Genomic DNA, 15,124 nt, shown 5'->3' with positions numbered 1-15,124 from the left:
GCCGGGCACCGGGGCGGGGACGGCGGCAAGGACCCTGCCCGTACGGCCGGGTGCGGGACCGCGCCTCGGCCCGCGCGCCTGAGGCACGCGCACGGGCCGCGCGCCGGCCCCCTGCTACGGGCGCGCCAGCACCCCGTCCCGTAGCGCGTACACCCGGTCCGCCCGGTCCAGCAGTTCCTCGTCGTGCGTGGTGACGAGCGCGGTCGTGCCCTCGTCGTCCACGGCGGCCCGCAGCAGGCCCACCACCGTGGCCCGGGTCTCCGCGTCGAGCTGGCTGGTCGGCTCGTCAGCGATCAGCAACGCGGGCCCGGCGGCCAGCGCGCGGGCGACCGCGACACGCTGCTGCTGGCCGCCGGACAGCTCCCCGGGCCGCTGCGCCGCGTGGTCCCCGAGGCCGATCCGGTCCAGCAGCCGCGCCACCCGCTCCTCGCGCTCCCGCCAGGGGACACGGCGCAGCCGCAGCGGGACGCCCACGTTCTCCGCGGCGCTCAGCACCGGGACCAGGCCGAAGGTCTGGAAGACGAAACCGATCCGCTCCCGCCGGAGTTCCAGCAGTCGCTTCTCCCTGAGCGCCGACAGGTCGGTGCCGTCGACGACGACCCGGCCCTCGTCGGGCCGGTCGAGGCCGCCGACCAGGTTCAGGAGGGTGGTCTTGCCCACGCCCGAGGGCCCGTGGACGGCCACCAGCTCGCCCCGTGGCAGCGTGAGGTCCACGCCTCGCAGGGCGTGTACGGCGGCCGGTCCGCCGCCGTAGGTGCGGACGAGGCCCCGGGCGGCGACCATCGGCCGGTCCGGTGCGGTCGTTCCGGCGTCGCCGGTCGCGGACATCTGCTCTCCGTCGGTCGTCGGGCTAGGCATCGTGCGAGTCGTCGCGGTGGACGGTGATGTGGTCGGGCTGCAGCGCGAGACGGGCCCGGTCCCGGATCGACAGCTTCTCCGCGAACTCGGCGGGCAGCTGGAGGCGGCCGGCCCGGTCGACGGTGACGTACTCGGCGGCCACGACCACCTCGGCACCGCTCTCGTCGCGCTGGGCGCGGCGCAGCACCTCCGAGGAGGTCCGCCCGTCGCGGATGGCGACGGTACGGCGGACCGCCGCGGCGACCGTGGCGTCGTGGGTGACGATCAGGACGGTGGTCCCGAATTCCTCGTTGACCGTACGCATGGCGGTGAGGATCTCGTCCGCCGAGCGGGAGTCGAGTTCGCCGGTCGGCTCGTCGGCCAGCAGCAGCACCGGCGAGTTGGCCATGGCCACGGCGATGGCGACACGCTGCTGCTCGCCGCCGGACATGTGGTCGGGCCGACGGTCGTGGCAGTGCCCGACGCCGAGCAGCTCCAGCAGTTCCCCGACCCGTGCGGCGCGCTTGCCCCGCGGGGTCCGGCCACCGGCCAGCTGCATCGGCAGAGCGATGTTCTGAGCGGCCGTCAGGTACGGGAGGAGGTTGCGGGCGGCCTGCTGCCAGACGAAGCCGACGACCTCGCGGCGGTAGCGCAGCCGGGCGGCGGCGTCCATCGTCACCAGGTCGACCCCGGAGACCTCGGCGGCCCCGGCGGACGGGGTGTCGAGCCCGGCGAGGATGTTCAGCAGCGTGGACTTGCCGCTGCCGGAGGCGCCGACGAGCGCGGTCAGCTCGCCCGGGCCGACGACCAGGTCGAGTCCCTGGAGGGCCTGCACCTCGACACCGTCCGCGGTGAAGATCCGTACCAGCCGGTCGCACACGATCAGCGGATCCCGTGTCGCTCCCGTTCCGTCACCGTGACGGGCGCGGGCCGCAGTGGTGGCGCCCTCCCGCCGCGCGCCGTCCGCCGCGGGATCCGGCGTCGTGCTCGGTCCGCTGCTCATTCCCTGTCTCCCGTTCTCAGTCGTTCCGCGTCCTCACGTGTGCCGCCCGGCCACGCCTGTACGGCCGCGGAGGCGACGGCCAGGGCGAGCAGCAGCAGCGACGGCCACAGCAGCGAACCGGCGTCCGGCGCCAGACCCGCCCGCACGGCCTCCTCGCCGGAGGCGCGCATCCGCGCGCTGAAGGCCAGCGGTGTCAGGTCCACGCCCGGCCGCAGCAGTTCCAGTGTCGCCAGGGCGGTCGCCACCCCGCCGGCCACCCCGACCAGCGTCAGCGGCAGCGTCTCCGCACAGGCCAGGCCGAGGCCCTGGCGGCGACCGGTCCCGATCGCCCGCAGCCGGGTCAGCAGCGTGCGCCGCTCCGGCGCGGACTGGGTCAGCCACAGCAGCAGCGCCAGCACCCCGTACCCGAGTCCGGCGGCGACGGCCACGAGGTGGATCAGCCGGGTGCCGTCCTGGAGCGGCCCGGTCCCGTAGCCGGCCTGCCGTTCCGTGCGGACGGACACCGTCACGCCCTCGCCCGGAGCCGCCTCCTTCAGGGCGCGGCTGTCCAGTCCGGTGCCGGCGAGCAGAAGGGCGGTGGGGCGTGACTCCTTCAGCGCGGCGGTGGGGACGACCATGAAGTCCCCGGTCGCGGCCGGGGTTTCGGCGCGGACGGCGACCACACGGACCCGTACGGGTCCGCTCTCGGCGTCCACGGTCGCCTCCGTGCCCTCACCGACGGCCTTCGCAAGTCCCGGCGAGACGACGGCGGGGGCGGGGCCGTCGCCGTCGGCGCGGCCGAGCGGCCCGGCGGGGAACGCCTCCCCACCGTCGAGCCCGGTGCGGGCGACCAGCCGCGCGTACTGCCGCGGGTCGACGGCGACGAGCGTGAACGTCCGCCCGGGGGCGTCTTCCAATGTGCGTCGGTGCTCGATCCGTACGGGGGTCGTCGCCGTCACCCCGGGCGTGCGGGCGACGCTCTCCGCCACCCCGGCGGGCAGTCCCCTGGGCGCCTCCACACGCGCGTCGGCACCCACCTCGGCCAGCGCTGCGGCGGCCCGGCCCTCCGTGACGCCCGACAGGACGGCGCCGCCGAAGGCCGACACGGTCAGCGCGACCAGCACGGCGAGCAGCGGCAGTGCGGAGACGGCGGGGGCACGGCCGAGGCGGGCCAGCGCCAGCGGCGTGACCAGGCCCCGCAGCCGGGCGGCCGGGCGGGCCAGGAGCCGCAGGGGCAGCGGGTAGAGGCGCATCAGGGCCAGCGCGGCCACCACCGCCAGCAGCACCGGGGCGGCGGCGGTCAGCGGGTCGTCGGAGGTCCCGCCCGTTCCCGTACCGCTGTCGATGCCGCGCCGTACGGCGACGAGACCGCTCAGCGCGAGGGCGACGACCGTGAGTTCCAGGACCGTGCGGCGGCGGGACGGGCGGGTGGCCGCCAGGTCGCCCCGCACCGGCGTGCCCGGTCCGCGGAGGACGGTCATGGCGATCGACGGCAGCACGAGTGCCGCCACGAGGGCCACCGAGGCGCCCGTCACGAGCGGCACGGCGAGGCCCGGCGCGGGCACCCACAGCACGGCCGCCGCCGTGCCCGCGGCGGCGGCGGGTACCGCGACCGCCGACGTCTCGGCGAGCAGCCGCCCTCCGATCCCGGCCAGGCTCCCGCCCCGTGCCCGCAGCAGTTCCAGTTCGGAGCGGCGGGCGGTGGCGGCGAGCACCCCGGCCAGGGCCAGCACGACGAGCGCGGCGGCGCCGACCCCGACGGCGGCGGTCAGCACGAGCGCCCGCGAGGTGGCCCGCTCCTCCTCGAACGCGTCCAGGAGGGCGATGAGATCGTCGGCGACCACATCCGGGTCGGAGAGTTCCGACTCCTCCCGCAGCCGGGCCTCGTCCGCGCCCGCCGACAGCGAGGCCAGCGAGGACCGCAGGGCGGCGGCGTCCGAGGCCGACACGTCCCGCACCAGGAGGGGATGGTGCTGGTAGACCCTGGCGCCGCCCTCGAAGCGCAGCAGCACCTCCTGCGCCCCGCTGTCGACGAACGCGGTGAAGTGCCAGAACCGGGGCCACGGGGTGACCGGTCCGGGCACGGTGTGCTGGGCGGGCTCCAGCAGGTCCGGCTCGGCCCTCCAGTGCGCGGAGTCCGGGTCACGGGCCGCGACGGTCCCGCTGACGCGCACGGTCATCGTGACGCCGGCGGCGTCGGCGTAGGTGAGGGTGGAGCCGGTCCGCAGTTTCATGGTCCGCGCCGTGCCTTCGGTGATCACGGCCTCGACCGTGCCGTCGCGCACGTCGGGCCCGGGCATCCGGCCGGAGACCAGCCGCATGTGCCGGTCGGCGTCCCGCGGCCCGGCATGGAGGGTGAGCCGCGGCTCGTAACCGCCGGGAGGTCTGGGGAGTCCGTTGTCCGGCACCTCGACCGGGACGGTACGGATGCCGGTCACCGTCTCGGCCTGGTCCGGGGCGAACGGCGGGCGCGCGATGTCGCGGACCTTCCGCGCCTCGCCCGCCAGTTCCTCCGGGGTCGGCAGCCGTTCGCCGCCCCGCACCTGCGCGTGGTGCAGGCCCGAGTACACCGTGACGGTCCGCTGGAGCAGCGGCGCCCGCTCCAGGGACTGGCGCAGCGCCGTGTTCTCCTGGGCGGCCACCTGCCGGGGCACGGCCGCCGCGAGAAAGGCCGTGACCAGGACCAGGAGTCCCATGGCGAGTCCGCCGGCAGGGGCGGCCCGCAGCCGGGCACGCACCCAGGGGGCGGAACCCCCGGGTCCTGTGGGCCCGGCCGCGTCGCGGTGGTCGCGGTCGGCCATGTCAGTCCTCCATCCTCCGCAGCGCGGCGGCGGGGCTGCCCCCGCGTGTCGCCGCCGCGGCGGACACCAGCACGGGCACGGTCACCACGACGGCCAGCAGGCAGGGCGCGAGCCAGCCGGGCAGCACCACGGCCGCCTCGGGCTCGGGCCGCGCGCCCTGCGCGGTCACCACGGTCAGGGGCACGATCAGCCGGGTCAGCACCAGGCCCATCACCGCGCCCAGTCCGACGGCCGCGGCCGCCAGGAAGCCCTGCTCCACGGCCACCGACGCGGCGATCCGTGACCGGGGCGTGCCCAGGGCGCGCAGGACGGCGATGTCGTCGGCCCGTTCGCGCAGCGCCCCGACGGTGACCACCGCGCACCCCGCGAGGGCGAGTACCGCCGCGGCGAGCGCGACCGCCGCGAGGACCGACCGGGGCGCCGCCCCGAGCGGGTCGGAGGCCAGGTCGCGCGCGAGCTCGTCGCGTACCAGCACGGCCGTCCCGTCGGGACGGGCGCGCAGGGTCTCCGCGATCTGCCCGTCCCGGCCGGGTTCGGCGGCCAGCCACCACTCGGCGGGCTGCACTCCTGGCACGGACCTGGCCAGCAGCGCCTCCTCCAGGGCCGCGAGGTCGACCAGCAGGGCGCCGCCCGGTTCCTCCCCGGGCTCGGCAGCCGCGGAGGAGATGGTCGGCAGGGTGCGTGCCGCCGCGGTGACGCGGGCGTCCAGGCGGACGCCGGAGACCTCCACGGTCGTCGTCTCTCCCACGGCTGTGCCCTGAGCCTCCAGGAACGCGTCGGTGGCCACGGCCGCGAGGGGCGCACGGCCCGCTTCGCCGGGCTCGGCCGCGGGAAGCAGGGTGAGCCTGGCGTGATAGGGCGCCTGGGACGGGAAGGAGTCGGCGCGCCGCGGCTGCCCCCCGCTCCGGAAGCGGACGTCGAACACGGCTCCGTCCCGGCCGACGGCCGGAGCGTCCGTACCCGGTTCGACGAACCCCCGCTTCGCCGCGGTCCGGAAGTCGGGATCGTCGACCTCGGCCCTGGCCTCCCAGCGGGAGGCGGCGGGCACGTCGACGGGGCCGGTGCCTCCGGACGTGACGGCCCGCAGCCCGGAGACGGTCAGCCGCCACCTCGCGGGGAGCGGCAGCTCGTAGTCGGCCGCCACCCGGATCAGGCGCAGCGGTCCGGCCGGGGCGCCCCCGCCCGCCGCGGCGGCGAGGTCCGCCACCAGTTCGTGGCGGGCGCCGTCGACGGGCGCCCTGCCCAGGTCGAAGGTGTAGGGGACGCCGTACCGGTCCTGGAGGACGGCCCGCATCGTGGCCGCGTCCTCGGTACGCCCGGCGGCCCGGTCCGAGCCGTCGCCCACGGCGGGCCGCCCGGCCCCGTCCGCCCCGTCGGCCGCCGCCCTCGGGTCGGCGCCCTCGTTCCTGAGCCGTACCGTCAGGCGGAGCTGCCGGGTACCGTCCGGCAGGACGATCCCGGGCTCCGCGTGCTCACCGCCCCGCAGTGGAGCGTAGAGGCGGGCGGCCGGTTCGTCGGCCAGGTCCGGGCGGAGCCGCAGGATGCCGGCCGCCTGGCGGCTGTCCATCGCGAGCAGGGTGCCCCGGGCGGAGCCGGGGAGCAGGAGCGGTTCACGCACCACGGGGGTGGCCGCCGCGACCCCGGGAAGGCCGTCGTGGACGCCGCCCCGCCCGAAGGCGGGGGTGTAGGAGCCGGTGACCCGCAGGTCGGCGCCCGCGGTGTGGTCGGCGCGGTCCTGCTGCGAGCGGTCCCAGCCGGCGCCCTGGCCCGTGGCGAGGACGGCGGAGGCCACGGCCAGCACACCCAGCAGCATCGGCCCGGCGGCCCGTCCGGGGCGGCGGGCGAGCTGCCAGTGGGCGACGGCCGTGACGAGTCCCCGGCTGCGGGCGGCCGTCCAGCGGGTGGCCCGCACGGCGAGCGGCAGCAGCCGTACCGCGGGAACCGCGCCGGCCAGCAGGCAGAGGGCGGGGGCGAGGACCAGCACCGGGTCGGCGCCGAACAGCCCGCCGGCGTCCGCCGGGCCGCCTTCCTCCGCGTAGCGCGCGAGTTGCTGGTAGGCGGCCACGGCCACCGCGAGCAGTCCCGCGTCGCCTCCGGCGCGCAGCGCGGCGCCGAGCGCGGGACGGCGGATCCGCGCGGCCCGCTCCCGTACGTAGGAGTCCCGGCGGCGCAGGGCGGGTGCGATCAGGACCGCCGCGCAGGCAAGGGCCACGGATGCGGCGACCGCCCAGGTCCGGGCGTCGGCCGGCCCTGGGGGCCGGATCCCGGCGACCGTCCGGGGGCCGTACTCGGCGAGCATCCGGGTCAGGGGCCCGGCCGTCAGGGCGGCGACGGCGGCGGTGGGGAGTGCCAGCAGCAGGGCCTCGGCCGCCGCGAGCGCGGCGAGCCTGCGGCCGGTGCCGCCCCGGGCCCGCAGCAGGGCGTTCTCCGGGGCTCGCGGCTCGTGCAGCGCGCCGGACACGAGGACGATCGCGCACCCGGCCAGCAGGGCGAGTTGGGCGGCGCCGACCAGGACGGCGGACCGGCTGACCACGAGGGCGCGTTCGGTCTCGGCCAGCAGAGCGGGGAGTTCACTGGTGGCCCGCAGTCCGCCCTCCGGGGCCTCGGTCAGGCCGGTGACGGCCTGACTGACGGTGTCGCGGAGCCGGTCGGCACGGTCGGCTGTCACCTCCGTGAAGTCGGCGCGGGCCTGCCAGGACCGGGTGTCCGGGGCGACCCCGCCGCCGGTGAACGCGGAGGGGTCGGTGAGCAGGGGGCCGTACGTGGTGAGGTCGAGCGTGCGGACACCGAGGCCGCGCAGCGGGTCGAGCCGCCAGTACGGGTCGTCGCGGTCGGCCGGGCGGTAGAGGCCGGTCACCCGGACCTCCAGGCGCTTGCCGTCCCGACGGTCGGTGAGCGTCATCCGGTCGCCGGGTTCCAGCCCGCGCGCCTGCGCGGCGGCCTCGGGCACGGCGACCGGGACGGGGGCGCCGTCCCTGGCCGGACCCGGGCGTTCACCCGCGCCGAAGGTGACCCGGGCGGGGTCCATGGCCGCCAACAGGGTCAGCGGGGCGTCGCCGTCCCGGCCCGGTCCGTCGCCCTGCGGCCCTGTTGCGGGCGGCAGTTGGTACGAGCCGCTCCTGACGGCCGACTCCACCCGCACGGGCAGCCCGTCGAACGCGGCCTCGGCAGCGGCGTGCACGCGCGTGTCGAGCCTGTCCCGGTCGTCCGGGCGGGCTCGGACGCTCGCCTCGACCTCCAGGAGCGTGCGGGCGGTCTCCCGCTCCGCGAGGACGCGGCGCAGTCCGGCGTCGGCGACGGCGTTCCCGTACGCCGCGAGTGTGGTGAGCACACAGCCGGTGAGCGTGATGGTGAACAGCACAGCCGCCACCAGCGTCCGCCGCGCCCACGCCCGGCGGACGAGGAATCCCAGCACAGTGCCCCCGTGGTCTTCTCCCCTGAACTTCCCTGATTCCGGTGCGGAGTCACCGCTCACCGGACGGACTCATCCTGCCTCACGCTCGCACGGAAATCAGCCTGTTGTGCGAGTCCGAACGCGGGCCACAGCCGTACCTCAGGGAACGCGGGTCCCGGGGAGGGGCGAGGCCGACCGGCGGGCCGACCGTCCAGTTCTCAATTAGCCGCTACCGACCAGTAGCCGGAAGGCCCCATTCCGTACACCATGTGACGCGAGCATGCCGAAAAGTTCGCGCCGCGCAGCAGGCATGCCGCGCCCCCTCCGAGTCCGACACCCCGATCCCCGCCACACCCCACATCACCCCCCCACCGAGGAGACCCCCATGCACGGACGACGTGTCGCCGCCCGACGCTGGACGCTCACTCTGGCCGCCACAGCGGCGCTCGCCCTCCCGGCCACCCAGGCCACGGCCGCCCCCGCCACCCTGCCCGCCCGCCCGGCGGCGCTCGCCCCGGCCCACGGCGGCCTCGCCCAGCTCAAGGGCGTGAACTACAAGGCCTGGCAGCGGGACGTCGAGGCGGTCGTCGCCACGGCCCGCCCGTACCTCGACGAACGGACCGCGAACGCGTCGGACGAGAGGCTCGCCATCGTCCTGGACGTCGACAACTCGTCGCTGGAGACGGACTTCCACTTCTTCTGGGAGTACCCGACCCCGGCCATCGCCCCTGTCCGCGACCTGGTGCAGCGCGCCCACGCACGCGGGGTGGCCGTGTTCTTCGTGACGGCCCGCCCCGGCATCATCTACAGCCTCACGGAGCACAACCTGAAGTCGGTCGGCTACCCCGTGGACGGCCTGTACGTGCGCGACCTGCCCGATCTGTTCGAGGAGGTCTCCGCGTACAAGACGGAGAAGCGCGCCGAGATCGAGGCGAAGGGCTACACGATCATCGCCAACATCGGCAACCGTTCCACCGACTTGACGGGGGGTCACGCCGAGCGCACGTTCAAGCTGCCGGACTACGACGGCAAGCTGTCATAATCCGCCCGCTCCGCGCAACCCTCACCCTCCGCAGCACATCGGCTACGCGCAGCAGCTAGCCTGGGAGGCGAAACCGTGAGTGGGGATCGCCGCACCGGAGGGGGCCCGGCATGGCCGCGGAGACACAGGCCGAACCCAGGAACAACCCGAGCATGTCGACCCTGGCCTTCTTCGGGACGGAGCTGCGCATCCGCCGCGAGGAGGCCGGGTTGACCCAACAGCAGGTGGCCGACGGCTCCCTCTGTTCCCGCACGCTCCTGGCCCACATCGAGCAGGCACGACGGGTGCCGTCGGAGGAGTTCGCCGCGCGAGCCGACGCGGTGCTGGAGACCGGCGGGTTCTTCGCCCGCCTGTGGCCGCTGGTAATGGAGTACGCGTACCCGAAGTGGTTCCGGCGGTTCGTGGACCTGGAGAAGGACGCGACAGAGATCTGGAACTTCGAGAACCAGGTCGTGCCGGGGCTGTTGCAGACGGAGGACTACGCGCAGGCGCTGTTCGCGGCGGCCCGTGTCGCCAACACCGACGATCTTGTCGCGGCGCGCCTGACACGGCAGCAGCTCCTGGAGAAGGACAAACGGCCCAGGCTCTGGACGGCTCTCGACGAGAACGTGCTACGCCGCCCGGTCGGCAGCCGGGTGGTCATGCGACGGCAGCTGGAACGGCTCGTGGAGGCCACGGAGGACCGCCGGATCATCGTGCAGGTGATCCCGTACAACGTGGGTGCGCACGCGAGCATGGACGGTCCGTTCGCCGGGCTCGCTCTCGCGGAGGGGCCTGGAATCGTTTACGTGGACGGTCGCGCACGAGGGCAGATCCTTGCCGACGAGGCCAGCGTAGAGGAGTACAGGTACACCTATGATCTGCTCAGGGCCGACGCCCTGTCACCCCGGGCGTCCATCGACCTGATCTCCGCAGTAGCCAAGGAACTCTCCTGATGACCAGCCATCTCACCTTGACGGGCGCCATATGGCGCAAGAGCAGCTACAGCGGCCAGAACGCGGGCAACTGCGTGGAGGTCGCTCACGGCGTCCCCGGCACCGTCCCCGTCCGCGACTCCAAGACTCCTTCCGGCCCGGTGTTCTCGGTCTCCCCCCGCGCGTGGAGCGTCTTCGTCACCGCCCTCAAGGACAACGCACCAGGCTGTTCCTGACCACGCCACAGGGCGTCCAGGTCCCGCCCTCTCGGGCCGGGCCTGGACGCCCCGATCAGATCGCTCGATCAGCCGCTCAGGCGATGTCGAAGCGGTCGAGTTCCATCACCTTGACCCATGCCGCGGCGAAGTCGTTCACGAACTTCTCCTTCGCGTCGTCGCTCGCGTAGACCTCCGCCAGCGCACGCAGTTCGGAGTTCGAGCCGAAGACCAGGTCGGCGCGCGTGCCGGTCCACTTGACCTCGCCGGTGGCGGCGTCGCGGCCCTCGAACACGGTCTGGTCCGGGGACGTCGACGACCAGGTCGTGCCCAGGTCGAGCAGGTTGGCGAAGAAGTCGTTGGTCAGCGTGCCCGGGGTGTCGGTGAGGACGCCGAGCTTGGAACCGTCGTGGTTGGCGCCGAGGACGCGCAGGCCGCCGACGAGGGCGGTCGTCTCCGGGGCGCTCAGCGTGAGCAGGTTCGCCCGGTCGAGCAGCAGGTACTCGGCGGGGAGACGGTTGCCCTTGCCCAGATAGTTGCGGAAGCCGTCCGCCGTGGGCTCCAGCGCCGCGAAGGACTCGGCGTCCGTGTGCTCCTCGCCCGCGTCGACCCGGCCCGGGGTGAACGGCACCTCGATCTCGAAACCGGCGTCCTTGGCGGCCTTCTCCACCGCGGCGGAGCCGCCGAGGACGATCAGGTCGGCCAGGGAGACCTTCTTGGCACCGGAGTTGAACTCCGCCTGGACGCCTTCCAGGATGCGCAGCACGGCCGCCAGCTCGTCGGGGTTGTTGACCTCCCAGCTCCGCTGCGGCTGCAGGCGGATGCGGGCGCCGTTGGCGCCGCCGCGCTTGTCGCTGCCCCGGTAGGTCGAGGCCGAGGCCCACGCGGTGGTGACCAGCTGCGAGACCGTGAGGCCGGAGCCGAGGAGCCTGGCCTTGAGGGCCGCGATGTCGGCCGCGTCGATCAGGTCACCCTCACGCTCGGGCAGGGGGTCCTGCCACAGCAGGGTCTCCTCCGGCACCTCGGGGCCGAGGTACAGCGACTTCGGGCCCATGTCACGGTGGGTGAGCTTGTACCAGGCGCGGGCGAAGGCGTCCGCGAACGCGTCGGGGTCCTCGTAGAAGCGACGCGCGATCGGCTCGTACACCGGGTCGAAGCGCAGCGCCAGGTCGGTGGTGAGCATGCCCGGGGCGATCCGCTTGGACGGGTCGTGGGCGTCGGGCACGGTGCCCTCACCCGCGCCGTGCTTCGGCTTCCACTGCTTGGCACCCGCCGGGCTCTCGGTCAGCTCCCACTCGAAGCCGAAGAGGTTCCAGAAGAAGTTGTTGCTCCACTTGGTGGGCGTGGAGGTCCAGGTCAGCTCCAGGCCGGAGGTGATGGTGTCGGCGCCCTTGCCGGTGCCGTACGTGTTCTTCCAGCCGAGACCCTGCTCCTCCAGCGACGCCCCCTCGGGGTCCGCGCCGACGTGGTCCGCGGGACCGGCGCCGTGGGTCTTGCCGAAGGTGTGGCCGCCGGCGATGAGGGCGACGGTCTCCTCGTCGTTCATCGCCATGCGCCGGAACGTCTCGCGGATGTCGCGGGCCGCGGCGAGCGGGTCCGGGTTGCCGTTCGGGCCTTCCGGGTTGACGTAGATGAGGCCCATCTGGACCGCGCCGAGCGGGTTCTCCAGCTCACGGTCGCCGGAGTAGCGCCGGTCGTCGAGCCAGGTGGTCTCGGGACCCCAGTAGACGTCCTCCTCCGCCTCCCAGACGTCCTCGCGGCCACCGGCGAAGCCGAAGGTCTTGAAGCCCATGGTCTCCAGGGCGACGTTTCCGGCGAGGATCATGAGGTCGGCCCAGGAGATGCTCTGGCCGTACTTCTTCTTGACCGGCCACAGCAGACGGCGGGCCTTGTCCAGGTTGGCGTTGTCCGGCCAGCTGTTGAGCGGGGCGAACCGCTGCTGACCGGCGCCCGCACCGCCACGGCCGTCGCTGATCCGGTAGGTTCCCGCGCTGTGCCAGGCCATGCGGATCATGAACGGGCCGTAGTTGCCGAAGTCGGCGGGCCACCAGTCCTGGGAAGTGGTCAGCACCTCCGCGATGTCCTGCTTCACCGCGGCGAGGTCGAGGGCCTTGAACGCCTCGGCGTAGTCGAACTCCTCACCGAGCGGATTCGCCACGGCGGGGTTCTTGGCGAGGATCCGCACGTTCAGCCGCTCGGGCCACCACTGGCGGTTGCCACCGCCCTGGGTCGGGTGCGCGGCGCGCCCGTGCGCGACAGGGCAGCCGCCTCCACCCTCCGTCTTCGCGTCTACGACGTCTGCATCGTGATTCTCGGACATGGAAAATCCCCTACCTCTTGGCTGCCGTCAGAACTGATCCTACAATGGACTCAGTCCAAGTCAATATGGCAACCAGACTCGTACGGGATCAGACTCCGGACGACGAACCGTTGACGCACAGGTAAGGCTGGTGAGCAATGAGTGACCTGCTGGAACGGCTCCGCGGGCGCGGCTGGCGGCTGACCGCACAGCGCCGGGTGGTCGCGGAGGTGCTCGACGGGGAGCACATCCACCTCACCGCGGACGAGGTGCTCGCACGGGCCGCCGCCCGGCTGCCGGAGATCTCCCGGGCCACGGTGTACAACACCCTCGGGGAGCTGGTCTCGCTCGGCGAGATCACCGAGGTCGCCACGGACGGCCGTGCCAAGCGGTACGACCCGAACGCGCACAGCCCCCATCAGCACCTGGTGTGTTCGGGCTGCGGCGCCATCCGCGACGTCCATCCCAGCGGCGACCCCCTGGCCCTGCTGCCCGAATCCGAGCGGCACGGCTTCTCCGTCACCGAGTCCGACCTCACCTACCGCGGCCTCTGCCCGGCGTGCGCCACCGCGTGAACGGCCCCCGTCACTGGCCGACCCGTCCGTCGACACGCTCGCGGAGCAGGTCGGCGTGCCCGCAGTGCCGGGCGTACTCCTCGATCCGGTGCACCATCAGTTCCCGGACCACGATCCCGTCCCGCCCGACCCGCGCGCCCAGGTCCGGGTGCCCGGCCAGCGCAGCGTCGGTGGCGGCCTGCTCACGCTCCAGGTCGGTGAAGGCGGCGTCGGCCACGGCCTGCTCCGGCACGGCTCCGTCGAAGTCCCCGTCCTTCTTCCCGTAGACCCTGGGCAGCGGGTCGTCGTCGGTGACCCAGTTGCGCCAGTCCCGCTCCACCTCGGCGAGGTGCCGGACCAGGCCGAGCAGCGACATCGTCGACGGCGGCACGGACCTGCGGGCGAGCTGCTCCGCCTCCAGGCCCTCGCACTTCATCCGCAGGGTCGTCCGGTAGTCGGCCAGGAACTCCCGCAGCGTCGCCGACTCGCCCCCGGGGCCGGGGCCTTCGCGGTTGCGGGGGTCGCGATCGGGATCGGTCCACATGTCGGGGTAGACGTGCGCCTGAGTCCACCGCGCGGGCTGTTCGGTCATAGTCGGCATGATCGTCCCCCACGGGGCGAGCCGCCACCGACTTCCGGAAACCGGCCTGCGTTCTCTCAGAACCGGCCTGTCCCACTGGTTCTGACCACATGTCAGCACGGATCGTCCGGACACTGCCCGGCACCCTGCCCGACCCCGTGGTGGTGCGCGCGGTCCTGCACGGGCCTCCCTCCGAAGGCCCGTACCGAAGTCCCAGCGCTCCGGCCCTACCGCGCGGCGGGACGGCGGCCCCATGCCGTGATCATGCCGAGCGACAAGTCCCAGGTGTCGGGGGCTTCCAGGTACGCCTCCACCAGGTCGATGTCGTGGTCGTCCGCCAGACCCGTGGCGACGACGAGGGGGCGGGTCTCGGCGAGGGTGAGCCGCCAGAACCTGGAGATCGCCGTACCGGGCCCGATGGGCGGTATGTCCACCGCCGCGTCGACATCGACGAGACCCGCGGCGGTGAGGGCTGCGGGGAGACGGCGGCCGTGCTCGATGTCGGTGCCGATGGACTGCTCGAGGGTTCGCCAGAGAGCGGCCATCGTGGCACGGAATCGCTCGTGGGGTGACCCTGGTGTGCCCAGGTCGGCGTTGTCGCTGACGACGAGCAGGCCACCCGGTCGCAGCCAGGACGCCAGCCGCTCCAGCACCCGCTCGCGCTCGCGGATGTGCATCACGACGAACCGGGCGTGGATCAGGTCGAACAGACCGGGGTCGGTCGCGGGGTCCAGGAGGTCCGCCCGAAGGACGTCGACCCCTTCGCTCCTCAGCGGTTCGAGGAACCGGGTGTCACGGTCCACGGCGACCACCTCGCCGCCGTCGCCCGTCTGCTCGGCGAGCCAGCCCGTGATGCTGCCGGGGCCCGCGCCGACGTCCATGCAGCGCCATCCCGGCTGGATCCCCAGTGCGCTCAATCGATTCCGTGTGGCGGTGTCGAACGCCTCCGCCAGAGCGGTGAGCCGGGCCAGTTCCCGGCCGCCCGCGCCGTTGAACAGCCGCTCGCCGTAGCGATCACCGGCGGGCGCGTCATGGGTGTCGAGGTCGGTCTGCAGGGTGGTGTCCCTTCGTGTGCGGTCGTCATGGGGAGGGGTCGCCCCCGTACAGGGTGGCGTCGCGAGGTCCGGTTCACACGGCTCGCTCGTGCTCGGACGAGGAGGGGAGCAGGCGCATACCGGAACGCGGAGGCACCGGTCTTCTCCCGGCCGTGGACGAGGGGTGTGGCGCGCAGCGTCTCGGCGCGACCTCCTGGGGTGTCGTCCATGGCGGGCGGGAATAGCGCGTGATGGTTCGCGGCCTTGTCTTTGGTGTCGGACCGGCCGGTTCGCCCAGGGCAGGAACTCCCGTCGCACTCCCCTCCCGTCGCGCCGCGAGCCTACGGCACTCGCCTTCCGTGACCGGAGGGGAACTGGCTTGAACTGGTGGACGGCAGGCCGGTGATGCCCGCCACCGCCGGAGGGCTGATCCCGCCCGCCCCGAAGCCGAGCGGGCGGCATCACGGGTGCC

The 15,124-nt window shown here is 74.0% G+C and carries 11 protein-coding genes; 4 read left to right on the top strand and 7 right to left on the bottom strand.

Features of this window, described 5'->3' with window-relative positions; translation table 11 throughout:
• Positions 1-114: 114 nt before the first annotated feature.
• From I3F58_RS05465 to I3F58_RS05450, 4 genes are read right to left on the bottom strand one after another with little or no spacing between them, the layout of a single operon-like run.
• Positions 115-828 (bottom strand): ABC transporter ATP-binding protein, encoded by a 714-nt coding sequence (locus I3F58_RS05465; RefSeq protein ID WP_374207908.1) that lies wholly within the window; start codon positions 826-828, stop codon positions 115-117.
• Between the two features lie 22 nt (positions 829-850).
• Entirely contained in the window at positions 851-1,840 is a 990-nt protein-coding gene (locus I3F58_RS05460; protein WP_240107041.1) for an ABC transporter ATP-binding protein, read from the bottom strand.
• The gene (locus I3F58_RS05455; RefSeq protein WP_240107040.1) at positions 1,837-4,620 is read right to left on the bottom strand and encodes an ABC transporter permease; all 2,784 of its coding nucleotides are present in this window, start codon (positions 4,618-4,620) and stop codon (positions 1,837-1,839) included. The genes I3F58_RS05460 and I3F58_RS05455 overlap by 4 nt, the downstream gene beginning before the upstream one ends.
• 1 nt (position 4,621) lies before the next feature.
• Entirely contained in the window at positions 4,622-8,035 is a 3,414-nt protein-coding gene (locus I3F58_RS05450) for an FtsX-like permease family protein (protein WP_240107039.1), read from the bottom strand.
• Between the two features lie 364 nt (positions 8,036-8,399).
• Here I3F58_RS05450 and I3F58_RS05445 point away from each other — a divergent pair, with 364 nt between their 5' ends.
• From I3F58_RS05445 to I3F58_RS05435, 3 genes are all read left to right on the top strand, one after another.
• Complete coding sequence (locus I3F58_RS05445) at positions 8,400-9,056, top strand: HAD family acid phosphatase (RefSeq protein WP_240107038.1); 657 nt, start codon at positions 8,400-8,402, stop codon at positions 9,054-9,056.
• 110 nt (positions 9,057-9,166) lie between these two features.
• A complete protein-coding gene (locus I3F58_RS05440) occupies positions 9,167-9,991 on the top strand; it encodes a helix-turn-helix transcriptional regulator (protein ID WP_240107037.1) in 825 nt (274 codons plus the stop codon).
• Positions 9,991-10,206 (top strand): DUF397 domain-containing protein, encoded by a 216-nt coding sequence (locus I3F58_RS05435; protein ID WP_240107036.1) that lies wholly within the window; start codon positions 9,991-9,993, stop codon positions 10,204-10,206. Before I3F58_RS05440 ends, I3F58_RS05435 begins: the two co-directional genes overlap by 1 nt.
• A gap of 76 nt (positions 10,207-10,282) precedes the next feature.
• Here I3F58_RS05435 and katG read toward each other — a convergent pair whose 3' ends face one another.
• A complete protein-coding gene (gene katG, locus I3F58_RS05430; protein WP_240107035.1) occupies positions 10,283-12,505 on the bottom strand; it encodes a catalase/peroxidase HPI in 2,223 nt (740 codons plus the stop codon).
• A 137-nt stretch (positions 12,506-12,642) separates the two neighbouring features.
• Between katG and I3F58_RS05425 the strand changes: the two genes are divergently transcribed.
• A complete protein-coding gene (locus I3F58_RS05425; RefSeq protein ID WP_240107034.1) occupies positions 12,643-13,059 on the top strand; it encodes a Fur family transcriptional regulator in 417 nt (138 codons plus the stop codon).
• Positions 13,060-13,069: 10 nt separating this feature from the next.
• Here the strand turns inward: I3F58_RS05425 and I3F58_RS05420 are convergent, their stop codons facing one another.
• Positions 13,070-13,639, bottom strand: coding sequence for a DinB family protein (locus tag I3F58_RS05420; RefSeq protein WP_240107033.1), 570 nt, complete (start codon positions 13,637-13,639; stop codon positions 13,070-13,072).
• 206 nt (positions 13,640-13,845) lie between these two features.
• Positions 13,846-14,535, bottom strand: coding sequence for a class I SAM-dependent methyltransferase (locus tag I3F58_RS05415; protein ID WP_240107032.1), 690 nt, complete (start codon positions 14,533-14,535; stop codon positions 13,846-13,848).
• Positions 14,536-15,124 lie beyond the last annotated feature (589 nt).

This window comes from Streptomyces sp. MUM 203J (assembly GCF_022414595.1).
Taxonomy (GTDB): Bacteria; Actinomycetota; Actinomycetes; order Streptomycetales; family Streptomycetaceae; genus Streptomyces.
The sequence above is the reverse complement of the archived record's forward strand: the minus strand, read 5'-3'. Positions and strand labels throughout refer to the sequence as shown.

Bases quoted from the DNA above. Each gene is read 5' to 3' on its own strand.
- I3F58_RS05465 (WP_374207908.1), bottom strand. From the start codon at position 828: ATGTCCGCGACCGGCGACGCCGGAACGACCGCACCGGACCGGCCGATG.
- I3F58_RS05460 (WP_240107041.1), bottom strand. From the start codon at position 1,840: ATGAGCAGCGGACCGAGCACGACGCCGGATCCCGCGGCGGACGGCGCG.
- I3F58_RS05455 (WP_240107040.1), bottom strand. From the start codon at position 4,620: ATGGCCGACCGCGACCACCGCGACGCGGCCGGGCCCACAGGACCCGGG.
- I3F58_RS05445 (WP_240107038.1), top strand. From the start codon at position 8,400: ATGCACGGACGACGTGTCGCCGCCCGACGCTGGACGCTCACTCTGGCC.
- I3F58_RS05440 (WP_240107037.1), top strand. From the start codon at position 9,167: ATGGCCGCGGAGACACAGGCCGAACCCAGGAACAACCCGAGCATGTCG.
- I3F58_RS05435 (WP_240107036.1), top strand. From the start codon at position 9,991: ATGACCAGCCATCTCACCTTGACGGGCGCCATATGGCGCAAGAGCAGC.
- katG (WP_240107035.1), bottom strand. From the start codon at position 12,505: ATGTCCGAGAATCACGATGCAGACGTCGTAGACGCGAAGACGGAGGGT.
- I3F58_RS05425 (WP_240107034.1), top strand. From the start codon at position 12,643: ATGAGTGACCTGCTGGAACGGCTCCGCGGGCGCGGCTGGCGGCTGACC.
- I3F58_RS05420 (WP_240107033.1), bottom strand. From the start codon at position 13,639: ATGCCGACTATGACCGAACAGCCCGCGCGGTGGACTCAGGCGCACGTC.